The organism is Mucilaginibacter sp. (assembly GCF_039935595.1).
GTDB lineage: Bacteria > Bacteroidota > Bacteroidia > Sphingobacteriales > Sphingobacteriaceae > Mucilaginibacter.
Window position 1 is genome coordinate 1 of sequence record NZ_JBDTJZ010000163.1, and the last position, 23,107, is coordinate 23,107.

Genomic DNA, 23,107 nt, shown 5'->3' on the forward strand with positions numbered 1-23,107 from the left:
TTTGATCATTATGAAGCAGCTCCAAGAAACGTTCAGGAAGAAGTGATTGCCAAAGCAAAAGGCAAAGTTAAAATAGGGGATTAATCCTCAGTGCCTAAAGAATAAGGGATACATTCCGAATAATAATTAATAAATCCGGTTGTTGTTATTAATAGCTCTAACAACGGTCTTAATTAAACAAATAAAATGAGCCAAAGAATCAGGATCAAATTAAAATCTTACGATTACAATCTGGTTGATAAATCAGCCGAGAAGATCGTAAAAACAGTAAAGCCAACTGGCGCTGTAGTTAGCGGACCACTTCCGTTACCAACCGAAAAGAAAATTTTTACTGTTTTGCGTTCACCGCACGTAAACAAAAAAGCACGCGAGCAATTCCAATTATGTTCATACAAACGTTTATTGGATATCTATAGCTCAAACTCAAAAACTGTAGACGCTTTGATGAAGCTTGAATTGCCAAGTGGTGTTGAAGTTGAGATCAAAGTGTGATAGTACCGGAAGATCTATAATATTAAGAAGCCCATTCGATTATTCGAATGGGCTTTTTTGTTGCCCTCGTGCGTCCTTGCGAACGAGGAACGAGTGTGGCAATCTCTACACGACAGGTAATTTTCGACCTATCGTGTAGAGATTGCCGCGCTATCGCTCGCAATGACGCGAGGAAAATGCCATTACCCCACCGGTGGTCCTGCCGGATCCATCCAGGCAAATTCCCAGTGATGGCCATCCAGGTCGTCAAAGCTATGCTGGTACATCCAGCCGTAATCCGTTGCCGGGTCGGGTATAGTGGCACCTGCTGCTTCGGCTTTGTTAACTATTTCATCAACCTCGGTCTTGCTTTCGGCACTTATACATATCGAAACTTCAAATACTTTTGAGGTATCAGCAAGTTGTTTCTTACTACTAAACGACTGAAAGAAAGGCTCGGTAAGCAGCATCACATAAATAGTGTCGCTGATGATCATGCAGGTTGCCTGCTCATTGGTAAACTGCGGGTTAAAGGTATAACCAAGTTTGGTAAAAAACTCAACCGACTTGTTAAGATCCTTAACAGCCAGGTTCAAAAAAATTTTAGTTGCCATAATATGTTTAATGTATATACAAATTTATGGGTATCATATAAAAGCGATGGATACAAATACGACAATATAAGGGGCAATTCGCGACAATATAAAACTCCCCCTTCAAGGGGGGCTGGGGGCGAGGGCTAACCTCTCCCCATCAATTCGTCAACCTTGTTGCGTTCGGTTTGTAGTTCACGGGCCAGTTTCTTTTCCTTTTCGTTGGCCTTGCTTTTATAGGTTTTAAACTCTTCTTCCAGTTCGTTATATAGTTGCGTACGGTAAGCGGCCTCGTTTTTATTACTGCCCGAGCGGGCAATAACCACGGCAGCTACAGCGCCGAATATGATAACCAGTCCCCACATAATTAAATTATAAGTTGTTTTAGGCAAGGTCACCCCAGCAATATCAATGGTATCTGACGCGGAAAGCGAAGCTTCTTTACTGGCAACATCAGCCTGTAGGTCGGTTATGGTTTTGGTTTGTATAGTTACTGTAGCTTGAACATCCTTCAGTTTACGGCGATTGGTATTCAGCGTGTCCATCACGTTTTTCCATAATGCCGCAACAAAGGGCTGTTGGTAGTTATATACTTTGGTTAAAAGGTATTGGTATTGTGCGTTAAGGCTTTTATCAACAGGCGGTGCCGTAACAGCCGGAACCGTTGCTATTGGCGGCGCAGAAGCAATAGGCGCAGCAACAGTTGTATTAGTTACAGGCTTTGCAGCAGCCTTTTTCAGGCTATCCGCTTTGCGGGCGGCTTTCGTAGCATCATATTTATTTTTTGCATAAGCCCCATAACCATACTTAGTATAGGGCCTACCTGTTTTGGGGTTAATAGGTATGCCCGTTGCAGCTGTTGGTACAGATGCTTTTTGAGTTGTAGTAGTAACAACTCGTTTTTTGGCAGTAACCGCTTTTTTTAAGCTATCCTGTGCCATACCGTTAGTAGTAAAAGCGGATACAAATAAAATCAAAGCGATTAATCTTGGCAAAAAGTAATTATTCATATTGTAAAATTATACAATCATCCATTAATAAAGCAAACAATAAGGTGTTTATATTAGGTTGTCGGCTACTTTTATTCGTCTAATGTAGGGTTTTACATGATATTTTGCTACGCATACTTATATTAGCGCAATGAATATCGGAATTATAGGTTTAGGGGATATGGGGAGGTTATACGCCAAGGCTTTTGCTAAGGCAGGCTATACCGTTTGCGGGTGCGATTTGCCCGCCAATAGGCAGCAGCTGGAAAATGAGCTTACCCCCTTTGGCATAACCATAGTTGAAAGCGGTAAAGAAGTATCAGTCAATAATGATTTAATCATTTATTCTGTCGAGGCTGATAAGCTGGAACAGGTAGTGGCCCAATATGCGCCATATACCAAGGCCGGTGCTATAGTGGCGGGGCAAACCTCTGTTAAAACCCCCGAAATTGCGGCTTTTGAAAAATATCTGCCCGAAAGCGCGCATATTATCACATTTCATGGAATGCATGGTCCGGGGTTTGAACCAAAAGGGCAAACACTCATTATCATAAATCATCGTGGTACGGAAGAGGCTGTACAGCGCATGTTTGATCTGTTTACGGCTATAGGATCAGAAATTGTAGAGATGACAGACTATCATGCCCACGATAAAATTGTAGCCGATACCCAGGCCGTTACCCACGTAGGTTTTGAAAGCATGGGCACTGCCTGGAAAGAAGCCGGGTTTTTCCCCTGGGAAAACGCGTCATACATAGGCGGTATTGATAATGTTAAAATACTGACCACACTGCGGATATTTAGCTATAAAGCGCACGTATATGCGGGCCTGGCCATATTAAACCCGTATGCCAAACAACAGGTTAAAAGGTATGCAGTATCTGAGTCGGAATTGTTTAAACTGATGATACAGGAGGAGGAGGCGACGTTTAGGGCAAGGCTTTACCGTGCCCGCGATTTTGTATTTCATGAAAGCCGAAAGCCCATTATGTTAAGCGATAAGGTGATGAAGGAGTTTTCGCTGTCGCAAAACCACGAGTTGCAAAAGCCTAATTCGCATTTAAGTATATTAAGCATGGTTGATGCCTGGTACCACCTGGGCGTAAACCCTTATGATAACCTGATTTGCCAAACCCCACCGTTTAGGTTACGATTAGGCATAGCCGAATATTTATTTAAAAATGAAGAGTTGCTGGAGGAATCTATACAAGCTGCCCTATATGATAAAACCATCCGAGGCGACGATCTGGAGTTCCATTCGGCAGTTAGAGAGTGGTCGTCAATAATCGGCTATGGCGATATGGAAGGCTACAAAAAACACTTTAATGATGTGCAGGCCTTTTTTCAGGGCCGGCTGGAAGAAGGCAATAAACAAAGTGCCGAACTGATAAGAAGGTTGATGATGGAGTAAATTTATTTGATGAAAGACTTAGACCGTAAAATTAAGCTAATATTTATTCCATTTGTAATAATTGCTGCCGCAACTTGTGCTGTATACACTTTTTTGCACTGGATTTTATGTATAAGAACAACCACTTTTGTTGTTGATGAAGATGTAACCAATTTTTTTATCCCCTGTGCTCTACCCTGGATACCAATATTAATTTGGTTACGGCCACGTATCAAATTGCTTAACCTAAAAAATAAGAACGGAAAAGGTGATCCCCTTATGGGATACATGGTTTTTGCGTGGGTCGCAATAGCGGCGCCGTCAGTTATAGCACAAGAATATTTAATAAGTGCCACAGGTAAACTAACTAAGCTTAATGATATTGACCAAATCAATAAACTGCCTAGTACCAAATACTACACTGTTAAACATTACTACATTGATAAAAAACTGGTTAGGGTAAAGCCTGTATTTGATGTTAGTGGTAGGTATAATTCAGACTTTGACATGTCTATATATGCGCCTTGCCCAATATTTGAACGTAATAATCCAATTGATACGTTAGGAAAGAAGCCGGTAATTTTACCTCCAAATATGAAGTTTATAATTAATGGCAGATCCGCTAATTACGACTCTTTAAAAAAAATTAACCCTGCTTTAATAAAGAGTGTTACAGTTTTAAAAGGAGCTGCTGCTGCTGCTCTTTATGGGCAATCTGCTTTTGGAGGGTTATTAGTAATTAAAACCAAAATAGATGGAAATGATGGCCTTGTGCCATGTGCTTGGCTGGCAATTGTCTATCAAAAGACTATAAATAATAGGTTATCTCGAGCAGAGAAAGAAAAACGGTATAGCGAATTTGCGAAACAAAGTGAAGCTGATTTTGAAAGAAAAGATTTGAATGGCTTCGTCTATCTTGATAAAGTTGGCCCGGGAAAAAAATTTGAAAATTATATAAATGCTATAAATGCAAAAGGAAACTTTGGGAGACTCCCCATTATATTATCACCAGTAAACGAACCTTTTGAAGAAAGAAATGGAAGTAAATTACCTTGGATATTTGGATCGTTTGCAATTGGCGCATTAGCATTCTTAATCTGTTTGTTATTTAAGCCATTTAAAAATGATTTAGAAATTAACCCTTCAGTTAAAAACGAAGAATCAAAATCTTCGTGGATAGAAATTAAAGCGATTTTTTTCCCACGAGAGGGTTATTATATAACTCCTATTATTATAGGCGTTAACCTGTTGGTTTTTATAATAATGTGTTGCTATGGTTTGGGATTTATATCTTTTTCAGCTATTGATTTATTAAGATTAGGCGCTAATTACAGACCAAGTGTAAGTAATGGCCAGTATTGGCGACTTATCACCAATATATTTTTACATGGTGGTGTAATGCATGTTTTATTTAATATGTATGGTCTGCTATTTGTAGGAATATTTTTAGAACCATTACTTGGCAAAGTTAAATATGCCCTTGTTTATATAAGTACAGGAATAATTGCAAGCATAACTAGTATTTGGTGGCACCCCGCAACCATCAGCGTAGGAGCGTCGGGTGCCATATTTGGGATGTACGGTGTGTTTTTTGCATTGTTAACTACAAACCTGTTTCCAAAAGATTTTAAAAAATCGTTTTTAATTAGCACTTCAATTTTTATAGGGTATAATTTATTAAATGGTCTGATAGGTGGCATAGATAATGCGGCTCACTTAGGAGGGCTTTTTAGTGGGCTTTTACTGGGTTACGCAATTTATCCGGGTTTAAACAACAAATCCAAATTATTAGAGGGAGAAGACGAAACTCAGAAAATAGTTGATGAATTAACGACAAAAAAGACAGATAATTAATCAATCCTCTCTTAATCTTTCGTCCGTATAAACAATTTCAGTTTTGCCATGCGCTACGGGTTTACCTTCTTTATCAACGGATACAAACACTATTTTATCAATAGTAAGTATGGTTTTCTGGGATATCTTATTCCGTACTTCGCAAGTTAGTGTAAGTGATGTGGTGCCAAAGCCGATAGCTTTAATGCCTAACTCAACAATATCGCCCTGTTTGGCCGAGTTTACAAAATTGATCTCAGAGATATATTTAGTAACAACACCATTGGTGCCCAACTGAATGGTAGTGTATATAGCGGCCTCTTCATCTATCCATGATAATAATCTGCCGCCAAATAAGGTATTATGGGCATTTAAGTCTTCGGGCTTTACCCATTTGCGTGTGTAAAAATTCATGTTATTAGTAGAATATAGGCGCAAAGATACCTAATTATTAATTTCGATAATTGATTTGCTGTTTACAGGTTTATTGATTTGCAGATAAGTTAGCGCTAATGCGAAGAACAACCAAAGGTGCCTAAAATTTAAGATATCGGTTGAAATGCCATCTATCAAAAAGAATAGATAAATTAAAAACAGCGCCAATAAAAAGTTGTCAGTAAGCAAGTCTTTTCTTTTAATAAATTCATTAAAAACAAACCCCAAAACAACCAGTAATATAATGCCTGCAAATAAGCCATTCTCGGCAAAAGCCCCCAGATAGGTAGAATGCGGGTCAAAGTGGCCCAGTCTTGGAGGAATGCCAAGGCGCTCTTTATATTGCCATAAACGGTCGTTAAAATTCCCCGTACCTACTCCAAAAAACAGGTTGTCGCGAGCTATCGCAATATCGGCCCTTTTGGTGGCCAGATAGCTGGCTTCTATAAGTACATAATTATCGGTTTCGTAAACTATCCTATTTGTTGAAAATGCAGTTGATTTAAGATTTTCTATCTCGTTTGATCCCTTTTTTAACACAATTACATGGGTTAAAAAAATCATAGGTATTGCCAGTAACGCTATTATGCTTATTAATGATGTTTTGCTAAGCCGGCCCTTATATTTAAATATAAAAACCAACATTGCTGCAATTAAAAGTAATATTGATTTTGAGAATGTTAAAATAACACAGATCCAAAGTAACACAAAAACAGTACTGAGTGTTTTTCGCATGAGGCTATCCTTCCAAACCCCTGTGATAAATAATAACAGGAATATTAAGTTGCTTATTAGCATAGATGGATAGATGGTTGGCCCCTTTAACCTGTATAAAGAGCCGAAGTAAGGATAATCTGTAGCGTTAAAAATATATGGCGACCAGCCTCTTTTAAAAGCCATTATATACCCTATTATTGCAAACACCACAATGCCGACTGTGCAAATAATGAATATTTTAGTTAATTTAATTAGTAAGTCGTTTTTACTGAAGTTGCTAAACCAGTAGTTTAAAATCGCAAATAGGCCAAACAGATAAAACCTGCCCATGCTTTCTAATATTGCCGAAAGCTGGTGGCTTAATACCGAGCTCAGCATATCAAGAGTTAAATACACTAATACGATCAGAATAAAAGTGCGATTACGTTTAAGGTGGTGATCAATAAGTTTTTTATAGGGGATAAACGGAATTGTTAATAAAAAAATGATCTCGGTAAGTTGAAGCTTGGTGCCTGACTGCCTTAAATGCATAAGGTTGGTAAAAAACACAGATGCAATTAATGCTATACATAAAAAATTAAAAATAGTATTGCTAATGCTTTTATTTTTATCCCAATATGGTTTCGCAGTCATCGTAATTATTATATAGTGATTGGTTACTGGTGAAATTAAGAAAAGTTTGATTAGGTTGTTAATCGTTTTATACCTATTTCAAGGCATAAGAAATAGATACTTAATAAAATAATTGATTAAATTTGTTATTATGACAACGCTTGTTATTGCAAATTATGGTTTGTAAGGAAACCATATTTAGTGACCATGCCATCACTCAAATGTTTAAACGAAACATTTCTGTAGATAACGTTAAATTTATTATAGAAAATGGAGAAACGATCATGACTTATTATCATGATAAACCTTTTCCCAGTTATTTGATGTTGGGTTATATTAATAATAGGCCAATACATGTTGTGATAGCAAAAGACGATAGTATTGCAAGATGTATTATTATCACAGCATATGAGCCGGATGAAACCATTTGGCAGTCAGATTTTAAATTGAAGAAAAACTAATATGGAATGTACATTATGTCAGGTTGGTAATACCGAGAAAGGTAAAGTTACTGTAACATTGGAACGGGGTGACTCCATTGTTTTAATTAAAGATGTACCGGCAGAGGTTTGCACCAATTGCGGGCATTATTATCTTTCAGAAGAAATTAGCCGGCTGGTTATGGAAAAAGGTAATGAAGCTATTGAAAGCGGTGCAGAGTTGGAAGTGTTTAAGTTGAAGGTGGCATGAGGTAAAGAACTTATCGATGATAGACGAAAATGAATTAAAAAACGGAGTAAATGTTTGTCTGTCAAATGCTGAGAGTTTAATTAATGACGCAGAATTGTTAAAAGCGAATGGTAGGAACGAAAGAGCATATACATTATTCCAATTAGCTTCTGAGGAAATTGGTAAAGCTTCACAAGTATTAAACTTTCTTTTGTTGGAAGATATAAATAATCCGAATTCATATAAACTTTTTTTAAAGGAATTTCATAGTCATAAATCCAAAACGACCAGTTTTATTAACTATGATTATTTCGTTTTGAAAGCATTAAAAGAAATAGTAAAAGATAAAAGAAAGTTTCTTGATGCGACAGTTTATGAATACAACAACTTAAATCTAATAAATGACCGGAAAAACCATAGTCTTTATACGTCCATTATTAATAACAAATTTGCATCTCCAAGGCAACTTATTTCAATTGATCATTTAAATCATATTGAATTTAGAATTATTACTCGCTTTAAAATAGCCAAAGCTATGATTGAAGCTGCATTGTCAGTCTCGTTTGAAATAAGGGAATATTTACGAGTTAACCCACTTAATAAAAAACCATTAGAAATTAAAGCTATTAAAGAGTTTAATGAGTTATTGAAATCTTAATAGAGAAACTTTGCCTTAATCTTTTCATAAACCATTCAATACATGGCGCGCAAGGTTTAATGATGCAACACTTGCCTTTGCCTTAATAACCACTCTCTAAATCAACCCAATCAACGATTTAACTCCCCTTAAAACATTTATATAAAAATAACTTATTAAGTATTTGATATTTAATGTAAAGTTCCTATCTTTGCCGTCCCTTTAGGGGGAATAATATGCCTTGAACGAAGCCCTACTGCTTCGATGGGCACAAATAAAATAGAGAAAATGTCAGGAATTATTGGTAAAAAAGTAGGAATGACCAGCATTTTTGATGACTCAGGGAAGAATATTCCTTGTACAGTTATTGAAGCTGGCCCTTGCGTGGTAACACAAGTAAGATCTGTTGATACAGACGGCTACGCCGCTGTTCAATTGGCGTACGGCGAAAAGAAGGAAAAAAACACTTCGGGCCCATTAAAAGGCCATTTCCAAAAAGCAGGAACTACCCCAAAACGTAAACTTGTTGAATTTAAATCTTTCGAAGATGAAAAAGGTCTTGGTGATACTATCACTGTAGACATTTTTGCTGAGGGAGATTTTGTTGATGTAGTTGGTACGTCAAAAGGTAAAGGTTTCCAGGGTGTTGTAAAACGTCATGGTTTTGGTGGTGTGGGTATGCAAACTCACGGTCAGCATAATCGTTTACGTGCACCGGGTTCATTAGGTGCTTCATCATGGCCTTCACGTGTATTCAAAGGAATGCGCATGGCTGGTCAAATGGGAAACGAGCGTGTGAAAGTTCAGAATTTGGAAATTTTGAAAGTTTATCCGGAACAAAATCTGTTAGTTGTTAAAGGTTCCATACCTGGAGCTAAGGGTTCATTCGTAATAGTGGATAAATAAGATGGAAGTTAAAGTATTAAACGTATCAGGTAAAGAAACAGGTGCCAAGGTGCAGCTTCCTGAAGCCATATTCGGTATTGAACCAAATGATCACGCTATTTATCTTGATGTTAAGCAGTTTTTAGCTAACCAACGTCAAGGTACGCATAAATCAAAACAGCGTAACGAAATTGCAGGTTCAACCCGTAAGTTATACAAACAAAAAGGTACAGGCGGTGCCCGTGCAGGTAGCGTAAAATCACCATTGTTTAATGGTGGTGGCCGTGTATTCGGTCCGCAGCCACGCGATTATAGTTTCAAATTAAACAAGAAACTTAAAGTATTGGCACGTAAATCAGCCTTATCATATAAAGCAAAAGATAGCAACGTAATAGTTTTAGAAGATTTTAGCTTCGATACTGTTAAAACTAAAAACTATGTACAGCTAGTTGCCGACCTTAAAGCTACTGATGTAAGAACATTAATAGTATTAGGCGCAGCAAATAACAATGTGTATTTATCAAGCAGGAATCTGAAAAGAACCAAAGTTATTACTGCTGACCAGTTAAACACTTATGATGTGTTAAACGCGGGCAAGCTGGTATTAACCACCGGTGCTGTTAAAATATTGGAGGAAGCATTAGCTAAGTAATATGGAAATTTTAAAGAAACCCCTACTTACTGAAAAAGTAACTCAATTAACTGAGAAGCTTAACCGTTATGCTTTTATAGTTGATCCAAGAGCTAACAAAATTCAGATAAAATCAGCCATTGAAACCATGTATGGTGTAAATATTGAGGCTGTAAATACAATGAGATACGTCGGAAAACTTAAAAGTCGTAATACAAAAGCCGGACCGGTAAGTGGTCGTGCTGCAACGTATAAAAAAGCGATTGTTACGTTGAAAGATGGTGAAGCAATAGATTTTTATAGCAGTATATAATATAGAGATGGCAGTAAAAAGATTTAAACCGGTTACGCCGGGTACCCGCTTCAGAGTAGGTGCCGATAACTCGGATATCACAACAAACGTTCCTGAAAAGTCGTTAGTGGTATCAGTAAACACACGGTCAGGCGGACGTAACAACAGCGGTAAAATGACTATGCGCTACTTAGGTGGTGGTCATAAGCAATTATATAGATTGATCGATTTTAAACGTAATAAGTTTGATATCCCTGCAAAGGTTGCAACTATTGAGTATGATCCTAACCGTTCGGCTCGTATAGCGTTGTTACACTTTGTTGATGGCGAAAAAAGATACATGTTAGCACCCGAAGGTTTAACAGTTGGTACAACTGTTTTATCCGGCGAGACTGCTCCACCAGAGGTGGGTAATACATTACCATTAAAAACCATACCATTGGGTTCTATCATTCATAATATTGAATTGAACCCGGGTCAGGGCGGTGTTATTGCACGCTCGGCAGGTACTTACGCTCAGCTTTCAGCACGTGATGGCAAATACGCTATCATTAAATTGCCTTCGGGCGAAACACGTATGATATTAGCTACTTGTTTAGCAACTATCGGTACTGTTTCAAATGGCGAGAAGCAAAACGAAGTATTAGGTAAAGCCGGCCGTAAGCGCTGGTTGGGCCGTCGCCCTCGTGTTCGTGGTGTTGCCATGAACCCGGTAGATCACCCTATGGGTGGTGGTGAGGGTAGAGCCTCAGGTGGTCATCCACGTTCACGCAAAGGTTTATTAGCTAAAGGCTACAAAACCCGTGATAAGAAAAAAGGGTCTGATCGTTATATCATTGAAAGAAGGAAGAAATAATAATGGCACGTTCAATTAAAAAAGGACCTTATATTGATCATAACCTGGACAGAAAAGTTCTGGTATTAAATGAATCAAATAAAAAATCGGTTGTAAAAACATGGTCACGTCGTTCCATGATCTCTCCTGATTTTGTTGGTCATACATTTGCAGTACACAACGGTAATAAATTTATACCGGTGTACGTAACAGAAAACATGGTAGGACATAAGTTGGGCGAATTTGCGCCAACACGTACCTTCCGCGGACACGCAGAAAAGAAAAAATAAGGCATGGAAGCAACAACAAAAATTAAAAAGTCTGTATTGATCAGACAACGCAAAGAAGAGGAAAAAGCTCAGAAAGGCGGGGCTTCTGCTGCTAAGTTACAGAACTGCCCAACTTCACCACGCAAAATGCGTTTGGTGGTTGACCTGATCCGTGGTGTAAACGTTGAGAAAGCGTTATACATATTAAAATATACAAATAAAGAAGCAGCTATACGTGTTGAAAAACTATTGCTATCAGCTATCAAAAACTGGGAAGCAAAAAACGAAGGTAAACGTGTTGAAGATAGCGGACTGTTTGTAAAAGAGGTTTCAGTAGGTGGAGGCCGTATGGCTAAAAGATTGCGCCCTGCTCCGCAAGGAAGAGGATACCGTATCCGCAAACGCTCAAACCACGTAACCCTTATTGTGGATAGTAAAAACGATAACAATTAATTTGAAATGGGACAGAAAGCACATCCAATAGGTAACAGATTAGGAATCATCAGAGGTTGGGATTCTAACTGGTTCGGTGGCAATCATTATGCCGACAAATTAGTTGAAGACGAAAAGATCCGCAAGTACCTTTCAGCACGTATCAACAAAGGTGGCGTATCAAAAGTAGTTATTGAACGTACTTTAAAACGCATCACTGTAACTATTCACACTGCCCGTCCGGGTATTGTAATTGGTAAAGGTGGTACCGAGGTTGATAAGATCAAAGAAGAGTTGAAAAAACTTACTAAAAAGGAAGTTCAGATCAACATATTCGAGATTAAACGCCCTGAGCTTGATGCACAGTTAGTTGCCGAAGGTATAGCAAAACAATTAGAAGCACGTATATCATTCCGTCGTGCCATGAAAACTACAATTGCTTCGACCATGAGAATGGGTGCAGAAGGAATTAAAATAATGACATCAGGCCGTTTAGGTGGCGCTGAGATGGCACGTAGCGAACAATATAAAGAAGGAAGAATACCATTGCACACTTTCCGTGCAGATATTGACTATGCATTAGCAGAAGCATTAACCACTTATGGTAAAATAGGTGTTAAAGTGTGGATTTGCAAAGGCGAAGTTTATGGCAAACGCGACTTATCGCCAAACATTGGTGGTACCAGCAGCGCAAGCGGAAAAGGCGGACGCCCTGAAGGTGCACCAGGATTTGGTGGTCGTGGAAACGAACGTGGTGGTGAGCGTGGCGGCGAACGCAGAGGCGACCGTAAACCAGGACAAGGTGGTGGCGACCGCAGAGGCGGTGGTAACCGTCCGGGTGGACAAGGTGGTGGACCTAACCGTGGCGGTGGTAATCGTCCGGGTGGATCAAGATAATAATTAAGTAAAAAATATATATCCGTGACGGATATTAAAGAATAAGAAAATGCTACAGCCAAAAAGAACGAAGTTCAGAAAGATGCAAAAAGGCAGGATGAAAGGTTTAGCCACCCGTGGCACTGAACTTTCATTCGGATCTTTCGGTGTAAAATCACTGGAAGCGGCCTGGATCACCAGCCGCCAAATTGAAGCTGCACGTATTGCTGTTACACGTTTTATGAAACGTGAAGGACAGGTTTGGATAAGGATATTTCCTGACAAACCCGTAACTAAAAAACCGGCAGAGGTACGTATGGGTAAAGGTAAAGGTGCTCCTGAATACTGGGTAGCGGTTGTACGCCCCGGAAGGATCATTTTTGAAGCAGAAGGTGTACCATTAAACGTTGCAAAAGAGGCTTTACGCCTGGCAGCGCAAAAGTTACCTGTGCAAACACGATTTATAGTACGTAACGATTACGTAGAGGCATAAATGTAAGAGTTGAAAAAGTTGTAAGAGTTATAAATGTTTAATACTACTGCAACCTTTACAACATCTTCAACAATTACAACATAAAAAACAATAAAATGAAGAACTCAGAAATTTTAGAGCTGGCAACTGAAGAGTTGGCTGCAAAATTAGGCGAGGAAAGAGCTACTCTTACCAAACTTAAGTTTGCACATGCAGTATCGGCCATTGAAAATCCGAGCCGTATTACTAAAGTGCGTAAGGATATTGCTCGTTTAAATACTGAAATAACAAAGCGTAAAGCGGCGTCAGCTTCTGAAAAACAATAATTTTTACGCGTCGACGAAAATGGAAAGAAATTTAAGAAAAACACGTACCGGCCTGGTAGTTAGCAATAAGATGGAGAAATCTATTGTTGTAGCTGTGGAGCGGAAAGTGAAGCACCCGATCTATGGTAAGTTTGTTAAGAAAACTACCAAATTTATGGCTCATGACGAAACTAATACCTGTGGTATTGGCGATACCGTATTGATTATGGAAACCCGCCCGTTGAGCAAAAGCAAAAACTGGAGATTAGTTCAAATTATAGAAAGGGCTAAATAAAGATGGTACAACAGGAATCAAGATTAAACGTAGCCGATAACAGCGGTGCTAAAGAAGTTTTAGTGATACGCGTATTAGGCGGTACCGGTAAAAGATATGCCTCAATTGGCGACAAGATTGTAGTGACCGTTAAAAGCGCGCTCCCATCTGGTAACGTAAAAAAAGGAAGCGTATCAAAAGCCGTAGTTGTTAGGACTAAAAAAGAAATCCGTAGAAAAGATGGATCATATATCCGTTTTGACGATAACGCGGCAGTTTTGTTAAACAACCAGGATGAGCCGAGAGGCACACGTATATTTGGCCCCGTTGCAAGAGAGTTGCGTGAAAAACAATTTATGAAAATTGTATCATTAGCACCGGAGGTATTGTAATATGGAAAAGAAAATAAACAAGCCTGCTAAAATCAAAATTAAAAAAGGCGATTTAGTTAAAGTTATAGCCGGCGATTCAAAAGGATCACAAGGTAAAATAGTTGAAGTTATTATAGCAAAAAACAGGGCTATTGTTGAAGGTGCCAACATGGTATCAAAACATACTAAACCTAATGCTGCTAACCCTAACGGAGGCATAGTAAAACAAGAAGCTGCTATACATATTTCAAACCTTGCGTTGGTTGATCCGAAAAGCGGAGTTGCAACCCGTGTAGGCAGAAAAAGAAATGCTGACGGTAAGTTAGTAAGAGTAGCAAAAAAATCAGGGGAGGAAATTAAGTAATGGCAACTACATACGTACCAAGACTAAAATCAAAATATAAGGAAGAAATTCGCACTGCGCTGAAAGATAAATTTCAGTACAAAAGCGTAATGCAGGTTCCTAAGTTAGAGAAGATAGCTATTAACCAGGGTGTTGGTGGCGCTACTACTGATAAGAAACTGATTGAAACTACTATTGCCGAGTTAACTACAATTACCGGTCAACAAGCAGTATCATCAAAATCTAAAAAAGATATATCAAACTTTAAATTACGTAAAAATATGCCGGTAGGCGTACGTGTAACTTTACGTGATAATACAATGTACGAGTTTTTAGATCGTTTAATTGCTGTTGCCCTGCCGCGTATACGCGATTTTAAAGGCATCAATGATAAAGGTTTTGACGGAAGGGGTAATTATACTTTAGGTATTACTGAGCAAATTATATTCCCTGAGATCAATATAGATAAGATCAACAAAATTCAAGGTATGGATATTACCTTTGTAACCTCGGCTGCTAACGATGTTGAAGCTTTAGAGTTACTAAAACAATTTGGTTTACCATTTAAAAATCAAACTCCAACTAACAATGGCTAAAGAAGGTGTAAAGGCACGCGAAGTTAAACGTGCTAAGTTAGTAGCAAAATATGCTGAAAAAAGAGCAGCCCTTAAAGCTGCCGGCGATTATGAAGCTTTAGATAAATTACCTAAAGCATCGTCACCCGTTAAATTACACAATCGTTGTAAATTAACAGGCCGCCCCCGTGGTTATATGCGCCAGTTTGGTATATCACGTGTAACATTCCGTGATATGGCATTGGCAGGTAAAATACCGGGAGTTAAAAAGGCAAGCTGGTAATTTGAGCAGAAAGCTCAAAGGAGAAAGCAAAAAGCTTTTAGCTTTAGGCTTTTTGCTTTAAGCTAAACAAAAAAAGAATTAACCGACGGCAGGTCGTCTCTGATGTTAGGAGAAGGAAACCACCATCATAATCAATAAATAATGAATACAGATCCAATAGCAGATTATCTTACACGAGTAAGAAATGCCATTAAGGCCAACCACAGGGTGGTAGAGGTTCCGGCATCAAATCTGAAAAAGGAAATCACGAAAGTGCTTTTCGAAAAAGGTTACATAGCTAACTACAAGTTTGAGGAAAATGGTCCGCAAGGCACTATTAAAGTGGCTTTAAAATACCATCCAATAACAAAAATTCCTGCTATCCGCAACATATCGCGTATCAGCAGACCAGGTTTAAGAAAATATGCCGGTATGGATAACATGCCACGTGTATTAAATGGTTTAGGTATCGCTATCCTGTCAACTTCTCGCGGTGTAATGACCGATAAAGAAGCGCGTCAGCAAAATGTAGGCGGCGAAGTTTTATGCTACGTTTATTAATAGGAGGAATTAGCAATGTCAAGAGTAGGAAAAGCACCAATAGCAATACCCGCAGGCGTAACAATTACCGTAGCCGAAGATAATTTGGTTACCATAAAAGGCCCTAAAGGTGAATTGCAGCAACAAGTTGATAGCGATATTAAACTTGTGCAAGAAGACGGCAACTTGTTAGTACAACGCCCTTCTGAGCAAAAACGTCATAAAGCGTTACACGGTTTATACCGCTCGCTTTTATATAATATGGTAACAGGCGTAACCACTGGTTACAAAATTGAGCAGGAATTAGTAGGTGTGGGTTACCGCGCAACTAATAACGGCAATACGTTAGACCTGGTACTGGGTTACTCTCACCATTATGTGTTTGAGTTACCAAAAGAAATTAAAGTTTCAACAACTGCTGAAAAGGGTAAAAACCCAACCATTATTCTGGAGTCGAATGATAAACAATTGATTGGACAGGTAGCGGCAAAAATACGCTCGTTACGTGCCCCTGAGCCTTACAAAGGTAAAGGTATCAAGTTTGTTGGCGAGGTATTGAGAAGAAAAGCGGGTAAATCAGCATCTAAAAAATAATCGTCATGGCAGCTAGAGCGAAATTATCAAGAAGAGATAGGATTAAAATGGGTATCAGGAAACGCCTTTCAGGCTCAACTGAACGTCCGCGCCTATCAGTATATAGGAGTAATAAAGGCATTTATGCGCAGATCATTGACGATGTATCCGGAAAAACAATTGTTTCGGCTTCATCTTTATCAAAAGATTTTGTTGCAGCAGATGGTACCAAGTCAGATCAATCAGTAGCTGTAGGCAAACTGGTTGCTCAGAAGGCAATTGCCGCAGGCATTAAAGATGTGGTTTTTGACAGGAACGGATACTTGTATCATGGCCGTGTTAAATCATTGGCTGAAGGTGCACGTGAAGGTGGTTTAAACTTTTAATCGAAAAGAGAAATGTCAACAATCAATATAAAAAGAGTAAAAACAAGCGAGATCGAATTAAAAGACCGCTTGGTAAGCATACAGCGTGTAGCCAAAGTAACCAAAGGTGGCCGTACTTTCAGCTTCTCTGCCATAGTAGTGGTAGGTGATGAGAACGGTGTTGTAGGTTATGGTTTAGGTAAAGCTAAAGAGGTTACTGAAGCTATTGCAAAAGGTGTGGATGATGCTAAAAAGAACTTAGTAAAAGTGCCAATTTTAAACGGCACTATCCCTCACGAGCAAATAGGCAAGTTTTCTGGTGGTTTTGTGTTCATTAAACCAGCTGCAAACGGTACCGGTGTTATAGCCGGTGGTGCAATGCGCGCGGTATTAGAATCAGCCGGTGTGCATAACGTATTGGCTAAATCAAAAGGATCATCAAACCCACACAACGTGGTTAAAGCAACGGTATCGGCATTATCACAATTACGTGATGCGCATACTGTAGCACAACAACGTGGCGTTAGTTTAGGTAAAGTATTTAACGGATAATCAGTCATGGCAAAAATCAAAATAACTCAGATTAAAAGCGTGATCGATAGAAGTGAGCGCCAAAAAAGAACAATTGAGGCTTTGGGCTTAAAGAAAATCAACCAGAGTGTTGAAGTTGAGGCAACTGCAGCTATCATCGGTATGGTAAGAAAAGTTAATCATCTGGTAGCAGTAGAAAATATTTAGTATTATGAATTTAAGTAATCTTAAACCTGCAAAAGGTTCTACTAAAAATAGAAAAAGAATAGGCCGTGGTACAGGTTCTGGCCGTGGCGGTACATCAACACGCGGTCATAAAGGTGCCGGTTCACGTTCAGGTACTTCAACTAAGGTTGGTTTTGAAGGTGGCCAGATGCCATTACAACGCCGTGTACCAAAGGTTGGTTTTAAAAATCCTAACCGTGTTGAATACGTTGGTGTTAACCTTGATGTGTTGCAAAAATTAACTGAGCAATATTCAGTTGCAACTATTAATTTTGATACATTAAAAGAACATGGTTTGGTATCGAAAAACGACCTGGTAAAAATATTGGGCCGTGGCGAACTTACAGCCAAGTTAGAAGTTACAGCACATGCATTTACAGCTACTGCGCAAAAAGCTATTGAAGCAGCCGGTGGCACTATAGTTAAGCTATAAATTTCAAATGAAGAAATTTTTCACCACCATATCCAATATCTGGAAAATCGAAGATCTAAGAGTGCGTATAACCAACACACTCTTATTTCTTTTAATATATCGTATAGGCTCCTTCGTGGTTCTTCCGGGAGTTAATTCTCATACTTTGGATACCCAAAAGGCAAAAGAAGGCCTGGTTGGATTATTGAATATGTTTGCAGGCGGGTCATTTTCCCGCTCTTCTATTTTTGCGTTAGGGGTAATGCCTTATATCTCTGCATCCATCGTAATGCAGTTACTGGGTATAGCGGTACCTTACTTCAGCAAAATGCAAAAAGAGGGTGAAAGCGGCCGTAATAAAATTAACCAATGGACACGTTATTTGACCATTGCAATTACCGTACCACAGGCCGTAGCTTATTTGCATACACAAATTACGCCTGATGCTGTATTGCTGCCAAACTTTATATTTACTTTGATGAATACCCTGGTATTAACAGCAGGTACCTTATTTGTAATGTGGCTGGGCGAAAAAATTACCGATAAAGGTATAGGTAACGGTATATCATTAATTATAATGGTGGGTATTATTGCCCAGCTGCCAAGCGCGTTTATAGTTGAGTTTCAATCGCGCACAGGCGGTAACGGTGGTTTAATTACTTTTATAGTAGAGTTAGTTGCCTTAATAGGTGTAGTAATGTTTACTATATTAATTGTGCAGGGTACACGTAAAGTGGCTGTACAGTATGCAAAACGTATTGTTGGTAATAAACAATATGGTGGCGTGCGCCAGTATATACCTTTAAAGGTAACTGCCGCGGGTGTTATGCCAATTATATTTGCACAGGCATTAATGTTTATACCTGCTACTTTATCATCGTTTTTCCCTAATGCGGCTTCAAATCCAATAGTAATACAATTAATAAACTATAATTCATGGTTGCATAATATATTGTTTGCGCTGTTAATTATTGTATTTACATATTTCTATACGGCTATTACGGTTAACCCTAACCAAATGGCTGAGGATATGAAAAAGAATAATGGCTTTATCCCCGGTGTAAAACCAGGAGTGGCTACAGGTAATTACCTGGATGATATAATTTCAAAAATTACCTTACCGGGTTCAATATGTTTAGCTATTGTAGCTATTATACCAGCATTGGTAAGTTTAGCAGGCGTAAGCAGTTTGTTCTCGAGGTTTTTTGGAGGTACATCATTGATAATTTTGGTGCAGGTTGTTTTAGATACCCTGCAACAAATAGAAAGCCACTTATTAATGCGCCATTATGATGGTTTAATGAAAACCGGCAGAATTAAAGGACGCACAGCTATACCAACTGCTGCAGGTACAACACCGACAGCAATTTAATAAGGAATGCCAAAAATTCATTACAAGTCTGCCGAGGAGATTGAGCTGATTAGACAAAGTTCAATGTTAGTGGCAAAAACACATGGTGAAATAGCGAAAGTTATAGGACCCGGTGTAAAGACTATTGAATTAAACAAATTAGCTGAAACCTTTATACGTGATAACGGTGGCATCCCTGCTTTTTTAAACTACGGAGGATTTCCTTATTCGCTTTGTATATCATTGAATGACCAGGTAGTTCACGGGTTTCCGGGTGACCATGTTTTAAAAGATGGCGATCTGGTATCAGTAGACTGCGGCGTTATCCTTAATAAATATTACGGCGACTCGGCTTTTACCTTTGCTATAGGCGAGGTTGATGAAAATACCAAAAAACTAATGCGCGTTACACGCGAGTGTTTGGATCTGGGTATATCAAAAGCAATAGCAGGTAACCGGATAGGTGACATTGGCTACGCTGTTCAGGAACACGCCGAAAAAAATGGCTTTGGTGTAGTAAAGGAATTGGTAGGTCATGGTGTAGGTTTACAATTGCATGAAAAACCTGAAGTACCTAACTATGGCAAACGCGGATCGGGCATAAAATTAGAGGAAGGGATGGTTATTGCTATTGAACCGATGATCAATGCCGGACGTGCCGGCGTAAAGTTTTGGGACGATGGCTGGACCGTATCAACTGTGGATGGAAAACCATCAGCCCATTATGAACATACAGTAGCCGTTAAAAAAGGAAAAGCGGATATACTTTCGACGTTTGATTACGTTGATAATGTTTTAAAAGAAAAAGATAATAATTAAAAAATATTTATTAATTTTGCATCCCGCTTTAAAGGCTGGATAATTAAGTAATAATCAGTAAAATATGGCTAAACAAGCCTCAATTGAACAAGACGGTACAATTAGGGAAGCATTATCAAATGCTATGTTCAGGGTTGAACTGGAGAACGGACATGAGATTATTGCGCATATTTCGGGTAAAATGAGGATGCACTACATCAAAATTTTACCAGGTGATAGAGTGAAACTGGAAATGAGCCCTTACGATTTATCAAAGGGGAGAATAACTTATAGATATAAATAACAACCGAGATGAAAGTAAGAGCATCAATAAAAAAACGTAGCGTTGATTGTAAGATCATCCGCCGTAACGGGAAACTTTATGTAATAAACAAAAAGAACCCAAAATTTAAACAACGTCAGGGATAATTAAAAAAGCAATTGTAATAATTCGTACAACGGTGGCCCGCCGCTCGGTTATTACTTAAATAAACAAATATGGCAAGGATATCAGGTATTGATTTACCCAAGAACAAAAGAGGAGAGATAGGTTTAACCTACATTTACGGTATAGGCCGCTCAACAGCTCAAGACATTTTAACTAAAGCAGGTATTGATTTCAATATCAAAGTTCAGGATTGGAATGACGAACAATTAACCGCTATACGTACCATCATTAATGATGAGATAAAAGTAGAAGGTTCATTACGCTCAGAAGTACAGTTAAACATTAAACGTTTAATGGATATTGGTTGTTACCGCGGTACACGCCATCGTAAAGGTTTACCATTACGTGGCCAGCGCACTAAAAACAACTCACGTACCCGTAAAGGAAAACGTAAAACAGTTGCTAACAAAAAGAAAGTTACTAAATAGTAAACAGTGATTAGTGATTTGAGATTAGTCTCTATCATTAGGAATATAAAAATTATAAAAACAGTTAGTGGGTCCGGGTTATAATTCAGTCACTCAATAATTCACTAATTCAATAATTAAAAACATGGCTAAAAGTAAAAAAGTTACCAAAAAGCGTATCGTAGTTGTTGAGTCGGTTGGCGAAGCACACATTAACGCTACCTTTAATAACATCATCATTACCCTTACCAACAAAAGCGGACAGGCTGTATCATGGTCATCTGCCGGTAAAATGGGTTTTAAAGGTTCAAAAAAGAATACCCCTTACGCCGCGTCGCAAGCTGCTGCCGATTGTGCAAAAGTTGCTTATGACCTGGGATTACGCAAGGTTGAGGTTTTTGTAAAAGGCCCGGGTTCTGGTCGCGAGTCGGCTATCCGTACCCTGCAAACAACCGGTATCGAGGTAACTACTATAAAAGATATCACACCGCTTCCGCACAACGGTTGTCGTCCTTCAAAAAGGAGAAGAGTTTAATTAACCAAATTTTTAAAGCTAAGATTCTGCAACGTAAGGTTGCATGATACTTTAAAACAAACAAACAATGGCTAGATATACAGGTCCAAAATCAAAAATTGCACGTCGTTTCCGCGAGCCCATCTTCGGTCCGGATAAAGCGTTAGACAGAAAAAACTACCCGCCGGGTATGCATGGTGCTTCTAAAAGAAGAGGAAAGCAATCAGAGTATTCAACCCAGTTAATGGAGAAACAAAAAGTTAAATACACTTATGGTGTGTTAGAACGTCAGTTCGAGAACTTGTTTCACCGTGCATCTGCAAAAGAGGGTATCACCGGCGAAAACTTATTAAAGTTTTTAGAAGCCCGTTTAGATAACGCTGTTTACCGTTTAGGCATTGCGCCAACACGTTCTGGAGCGCGCCAACTGGTTAGCCACAAACACATTACTGTTAATGGCGAGGTGGTTAACATTGCTTCTTATTTATTAAGAGCAGGTGATGTTATCGCGGTTCGCGAAAAATCACAAACGTTGGAGGCTATCAGTAATTCGGTTGCCGGCAGAAAGATCAATAAATACAGCTGGTTAGAATGGGATGCTAACACCTTAACAGGTAAATTCCTGAACTATCCAAACCGCGATGAGATTCCTGAGAATATCAAGGAGAACCTGATCGTCGAGTTGTACTCAAAATAAGATATGAAATTTTAGATATGAGATTTGAGAAATTGTTCCAAATCTCATATCTGTTTTTCAATTATAAATAATTAGAAGAGGATTTTAGACAAAGGTACGGGTACAGAAAACATTATCTAACTACTCATATCTCACATCTCAAATCTATTATCAATTAACAAATAAATAAAGGATATAAATGGCAATTTTAGCATTTCAAAAACCGGACAAGGTTATCATGCAGAAATCAACTGATTTTGATGGCACGTTTGAGTTTCGTCCATTAGAACCAGGCTTCGGTGTAACCATTGGTAATGCTCTGCGTCGTATCTTACTTTCATCTTTGGAAGGTTTTGCAATTACATCTGTTCGTTTCTCAGGCGTAATGCACGAGTTTTCAACCATTAAAGGAGTTGTTGAAGACGTTACCGAGATCATATTAAATTTGAAACAGGTACGTTTCCAAAAATCAGGTGAATCTGGCGATAACGAGAAAGTATTTGTGATAATTAATGGTCAGGATGCTTTCCGCGCCGGCGATATCACTAAATTCTCTAATAACTTTACTGTTTTAAACCCTGACCTGGTTATATGTAACATGGATTCGGCTGTAACGCTTGAAATCGAGTTTACTATAAACAAAGGCCGCGGTTATGTTCCGAGCGAGGAAAATAAGAACCCGGATGCTAATGTTGGTGTAATAGCTATCGACTCTATTTACACACCGATAAAAAATGTAAAATACACTATTGAGAACTATCGCGTTGAGCAAAAAACCGACTATGAAAAATTAGTATTGGATATTGCTACTGATGGCTCAATTCATCCTGAAGATGCGCTTAAAGAAGCTGCTAAGATCTTGATCCAGCACTTTATGTTGTTCAGCGATGAAAACATGATGCTTGAAGCACAGGCTAAAGAAGAAACTAAAGAAGTTGACGAAGAAATCCTGCACATGCGCAAGATCCTGAAAACCGAGCTGGTTGACCTTGACCTTTCAGTTCGCGCCCTAAACTGCCTTAAAGCTGCCGACATCCGCAGCCTGGCTGATCTGGTTTCTTATGATGTTGCTGACATGTTAAAATTCAGGAACTTCGGT

The 23,107-nt window shown here is 38.8% G+C and carries 38 protein-coding genes; 34 read left to right on the forward strand and 4 right to left on the reverse strand.

What is annotated here, in order from left to right:
• The first annotated feature begins 186 nt into the window (after positions 1-186).
• On the forward strand, positions 187-492 hold the full coding sequence (gene rpsJ, locus ABI367_RS11035; RefSeq protein WP_022830652.1) for a 30S ribosomal protein S10: 306 nt from the start codon (positions 187-189) through the stop codon (positions 490-492).
• 182 nt (positions 493-674) lie between these two features.
• On the opposite strand, the gene ABI367_RS11040 is transcribed toward rpsJ, so the two are convergent.
• Positions 675-1,085, reverse strand: a complete 411-nt coding sequence (locus ABI367_RS11040) for a VOC family protein (RefSeq protein ID WP_462231904.1) — start codon at positions 1,083-1,085, stop codon at positions 675-677.
• 125 nt (positions 1,086-1,210) lie between these two features.
• Positions 1,211-2,074 carry a hypothetical protein gene (locus tag ABI367_RS11045; RefSeq protein ID WP_462231905.1) on the reverse strand — a complete coding sequence of 288 codons (864 nt, stop codon included), beginning with the start codon at positions 2,072-2,074 and terminating at the stop codon, positions 1,211-1,213.
• A 130-nt stretch (positions 2,075-2,204) separates the two neighbouring features.
• Between ABI367_RS11045 and ABI367_RS11050 the strand changes: the two genes are divergently transcribed.
• Positions 2,205-3,464, forward strand: coding sequence for an NAD(P)-binding domain-containing protein (locus tag ABI367_RS11050; protein WP_462231907.1), 1,260 nt, complete (start codon positions 2,205-2,207; stop codon positions 3,462-3,464).
• Between the two features lie 9 nt (positions 3,465-3,473).
• Complete coding sequence (locus ABI367_RS11055) at positions 3,474-5,297, forward strand: rhomboid family intramembrane serine protease (RefSeq protein WP_462231909.1); 1,824 nt, start codon at positions 3,474-3,476, stop codon at positions 5,295-5,297.
• Here ABI367_RS11055 and ABI367_RS11060 read toward each other — a convergent pair whose 3' ends face one another.
• Together ABI367_RS11060 and ABI367_RS11065 are read right to left on the reverse strand one after the other, a co-directional pair.
• A complete protein-coding gene (locus ABI367_RS11060) occupies positions 5,298-5,690 on the reverse strand; it encodes an acyl-CoA thioesterase (RefSeq protein ID WP_462231911.1) in 393 nt (130 codons plus the stop codon).
• Between the two features lie 30 nt (positions 5,691-5,720).
• On the reverse strand, positions 5,721-7,061 hold the full coding sequence (locus ABI367_RS11065; protein WP_462231913.1) for an O-antigen ligase family protein: 1,341 nt from the start codon (positions 7,059-7,061) through the stop codon (positions 5,721-5,723).
• Positions 7,062-7,216: 155 nt separating this feature from the next.
• On the opposite strand from ABI367_RS11065, the gene ABI367_RS11070 reads away from it, so the two are divergent.
• The 31 genes from ABI367_RS11070 to ABI367_RS11220 all read left to right on the forward strand — a co-directional run.
• Entirely contained in the window at positions 7,217-7,501 is a 285-nt protein-coding gene (locus ABI367_RS11070) for a DUF4258 domain-containing protein (RefSeq protein WP_462231915.1), read from the forward strand.
• A gap of 1 nt (position 7,502) precedes the next feature.
• Positions 7,503-7,730, forward strand: coding sequence for a type II toxin-antitoxin system MqsA family antitoxin (locus ABI367_RS11075; RefSeq protein WP_462231917.1), 228 nt, complete (start codon positions 7,503-7,505; stop codon positions 7,728-7,730).
• A gap of 16 nt (positions 7,731-7,746) precedes the next feature.
• Positions 7,747-8,367: an AbiV family abortive infection protein gene (locus ABI367_RS11080; protein WP_462231919.1), complete on the forward strand. Its 621-nt coding sequence runs from the start codon at positions 7,747-7,749 to the stop codon at positions 8,365-8,367.
• 267 nt (positions 8,368-8,634) lie between these two features.
• Complete coding sequence (gene rplC, locus ABI367_RS11085; protein ID WP_462231921.1) at positions 8,635-9,252, forward strand: 50S ribosomal protein L3; 618 nt, start codon at positions 8,635-8,637, stop codon at positions 9,250-9,252.
• A 1-nt stretch (position 9,253) separates the two neighbouring features.
• Positions 9,254-9,883, forward strand: coding sequence for a 50S ribosomal protein L4 (gene rplD / locus ABI367_RS11090; RefSeq protein ID WP_462231923.1), 630 nt, complete (start codon positions 9,254-9,256; stop codon positions 9,881-9,883).
• Position 9,884: 1 nt separating this feature from the next.
• Positions 9,885-10,175: a 50S ribosomal protein L23 gene (gene rplW / locus ABI367_RS11095; protein ID WP_462231925.1), complete on the forward strand. Its 291-nt coding sequence runs from the start codon at positions 9,885-9,887 to the stop codon at positions 10,173-10,175.
• Positions 10,176-10,182: 7 nt separating this feature from the next.
• Positions 10,183-11,010 (forward strand): 50S ribosomal protein L2, encoded by an 828-nt coding sequence (gene rplB / locus ABI367_RS11100; protein WP_462231927.1) that lies wholly within the window; start codon positions 10,183-10,185, stop codon positions 11,008-11,010.
• 2 nt (positions 11,011-11,012) lie between these two features.
• Positions 11,013-11,279 carry a 30S ribosomal protein S19 gene (gene rpsS / locus ABI367_RS11105; protein ID WP_114005430.1) on the forward strand — a complete coding sequence of 89 codons (267 nt, stop codon included), beginning with the start codon at positions 11,013-11,015 and terminating at the stop codon, positions 11,277-11,279.
• A gap of 3 nt (positions 11,280-11,282) precedes the next feature.
• On the forward strand, positions 11,283-11,711 hold the full coding sequence (gene rplV, locus ABI367_RS11110; protein WP_462231929.1) for a 50S ribosomal protein L22: 429 nt from the start codon (positions 11,283-11,285) through the stop codon (positions 11,709-11,711).
• Between the two features lie 6 nt (positions 11,712-11,717).
• Positions 11,718-12,587 (forward strand): 30S ribosomal protein S3, encoded by an 870-nt coding sequence (gene rpsC, locus ABI367_RS11115; RefSeq protein WP_462231931.1) that lies wholly within the window; start codon positions 11,718-11,720, stop codon positions 12,585-12,587.
• Between the two features lie 49 nt (positions 12,588-12,636).
• Complete coding sequence (gene rplP / locus ABI367_RS11120; RefSeq protein ID WP_462231933.1) at positions 12,637-13,059, forward strand: 50S ribosomal protein L16; 423 nt, start codon at positions 12,637-12,639, stop codon at positions 13,057-13,059.
• Between the two features lie 95 nt (positions 13,060-13,154).
• Positions 13,155-13,364: a 50S ribosomal protein L29 gene (gene rpmC / locus ABI367_RS11125; RefSeq protein WP_462231935.1), complete on the forward strand. Its 210-nt coding sequence runs from the start codon at positions 13,155-13,157 to the stop codon at positions 13,362-13,364.
• Positions 13,365-13,383: 19 nt separating this feature from the next.
• Positions 13,384-13,638, forward strand: coding sequence for a 30S ribosomal protein S17 (gene rpsQ / locus ABI367_RS11130; RefSeq protein ID WP_091149797.1), 255 nt, complete (start codon positions 13,384-13,386; stop codon positions 13,636-13,638).
• A gap of 2 nt (positions 13,639-13,640) precedes the next feature.
• Positions 13,641-14,009 (forward strand): 50S ribosomal protein L14, encoded by a 369-nt coding sequence (gene rplN, locus ABI367_RS11135; protein ID WP_245132507.1) that lies wholly within the window; start codon positions 13,641-13,643, stop codon positions 14,007-14,009.
• Between the two features lies 1 nt (position 14,010).
• Positions 14,011-14,352, forward strand: coding sequence for a 50S ribosomal protein L24 (gene rplX, locus ABI367_RS11140; protein WP_462231938.1), 342 nt, complete (start codon positions 14,011-14,013; stop codon positions 14,350-14,352).
• Complete coding sequence (rplE, locus tag ABI367_RS11145; protein WP_462231939.1) at positions 14,352-14,927, forward strand: 50S ribosomal protein L5; 576 nt, start codon at positions 14,352-14,354, stop codon at positions 14,925-14,927. Before rplX ends, rplE begins: the two co-directional genes overlap by 1 nt.
• The gene (gene rpsN / locus ABI367_RS11150; protein WP_426668838.1) at positions 14,920-15,189 is read left to right on the forward strand and encodes a 30S ribosomal protein S14; all 270 of its coding nucleotides are present in this window, start codon (positions 14,920-14,922) and stop codon (positions 15,187-15,189) included. The genes rplE and rpsN overlap by 8 nt, the downstream gene beginning before the upstream one ends.
• Before the next feature lie 141 nt (positions 15,190-15,330).
• The gene (rpsH, locus tag ABI367_RS11155) at positions 15,331-15,729 is read left to right on the forward strand and encodes a 30S ribosomal protein S8 (RefSeq protein WP_462231942.1); all 399 of its coding nucleotides are present in this window, start codon (positions 15,331-15,333) and stop codon (positions 15,727-15,729) included.
• 15 nt (positions 15,730-15,744) lie between these two features.
• Positions 15,745-16,302, forward strand: coding sequence for a 50S ribosomal protein L6 (gene rplF, locus ABI367_RS11160; protein WP_462231944.1), 558 nt, complete (start codon positions 15,745-15,747; stop codon positions 16,300-16,302).
• Positions 16,303-16,307: 5 nt separating this feature from the next.
• Positions 16,308-16,667 (forward strand): 50S ribosomal protein L18, encoded by a 360-nt coding sequence (gene rplR, locus ABI367_RS11165; protein ID WP_462231946.1) that lies wholly within the window; start codon positions 16,308-16,310, stop codon positions 16,665-16,667.
• Positions 16,668-16,679: 12 nt separating this feature from the next.
• On the forward strand, positions 16,680-17,198 hold the full coding sequence (gene rpsE / locus ABI367_RS11170; protein ID WP_460692518.1) for a 30S ribosomal protein S5: 519 nt from the start codon (positions 16,680-16,682) through the stop codon (positions 17,196-17,198).
• Between the two features lie 6 nt (positions 17,199-17,204).
• On the forward strand, positions 17,205-17,384 hold the full coding sequence (gene rpmD / locus ABI367_RS11175; RefSeq protein ID WP_462231948.1) for a 50S ribosomal protein L30: 180 nt from the start codon (positions 17,205-17,207) through the stop codon (positions 17,382-17,384).
• 4 nt (positions 17,385-17,388) lie between these two features.
• Complete coding sequence (gene rplO, locus ABI367_RS11180; protein WP_462231950.1) at positions 17,389-17,835, forward strand: 50S ribosomal protein L15; 447 nt, start codon at positions 17,389-17,391, stop codon at positions 17,833-17,835.
• Positions 17,836-17,842: 7 nt separating this feature from the next.
• Positions 17,843-19,186: a preprotein translocase subunit SecY gene (secY, locus tag ABI367_RS11185; protein ID WP_462231952.1), complete on the forward strand. Its 1,344-nt coding sequence runs from the start codon at positions 17,843-17,845 to the stop codon at positions 19,184-19,186.
• Between the two features lie 6 nt (positions 19,187-19,192).
• On the forward strand, positions 19,193-19,984 hold the full coding sequence (gene map, locus ABI367_RS11190; RefSeq protein WP_462231954.1) for a type I methionyl aminopeptidase: 792 nt from the start codon (positions 19,193-19,195) through the stop codon (positions 19,982-19,984).
• A 64-nt stretch (positions 19,985-20,048) separates the two neighbouring features.
• Entirely contained in the window at positions 20,049-20,267 is a 219-nt protein-coding gene (gene infA / locus ABI367_RS11195) for a translation initiation factor IF-1 (RefSeq protein WP_462231956.1), read from the forward strand.
• Positions 20,268-20,275: 8 nt separating this feature from the next.
• The gene (rpmJ, locus tag ABI367_RS11200) at positions 20,276-20,392 is read left to right on the forward strand and encodes a 50S ribosomal protein L36 (protein ID WP_082855993.1); all 117 of its coding nucleotides are present in this window, start codon (positions 20,276-20,278) and stop codon (positions 20,390-20,392) included.
• A 69-nt stretch (positions 20,393-20,461) separates the two neighbouring features.
• Positions 20,462-20,839, forward strand: coding sequence for a 30S ribosomal protein S13 (gene rpsM, locus ABI367_RS11205; protein ID WP_462231958.1), 378 nt, complete (start codon positions 20,462-20,464; stop codon positions 20,837-20,839).
• A 124-nt stretch (positions 20,840-20,963) separates the two neighbouring features.
• The gene (gene rpsK / locus ABI367_RS11210) at positions 20,964-21,353 is read left to right on the forward strand and encodes a 30S ribosomal protein S11 (protein ID WP_462231960.1); all 390 of its coding nucleotides are present in this window, start codon (positions 20,964-20,966) and stop codon (positions 21,351-21,353) included.
• 67 nt (positions 21,354-21,420) lie between these two features.
• Positions 21,421-22,029 carry a 30S ribosomal protein S4 gene (gene rpsD, locus ABI367_RS11215; protein WP_462231962.1) on the forward strand — a complete coding sequence of 203 codons (609 nt, stop codon included), beginning with the start codon at positions 21,421-21,423 and terminating at the stop codon, positions 22,027-22,029.
• A gap of 178 nt (positions 22,030-22,207) precedes the next feature.
• A partial coding sequence (locus ABI367_RS11220; RefSeq protein WP_462231964.1) for a DNA-directed RNA polymerase subunit alpha occupies positions 22,208-23,107 on the forward strand: 900 nt, incomplete at its 3' end.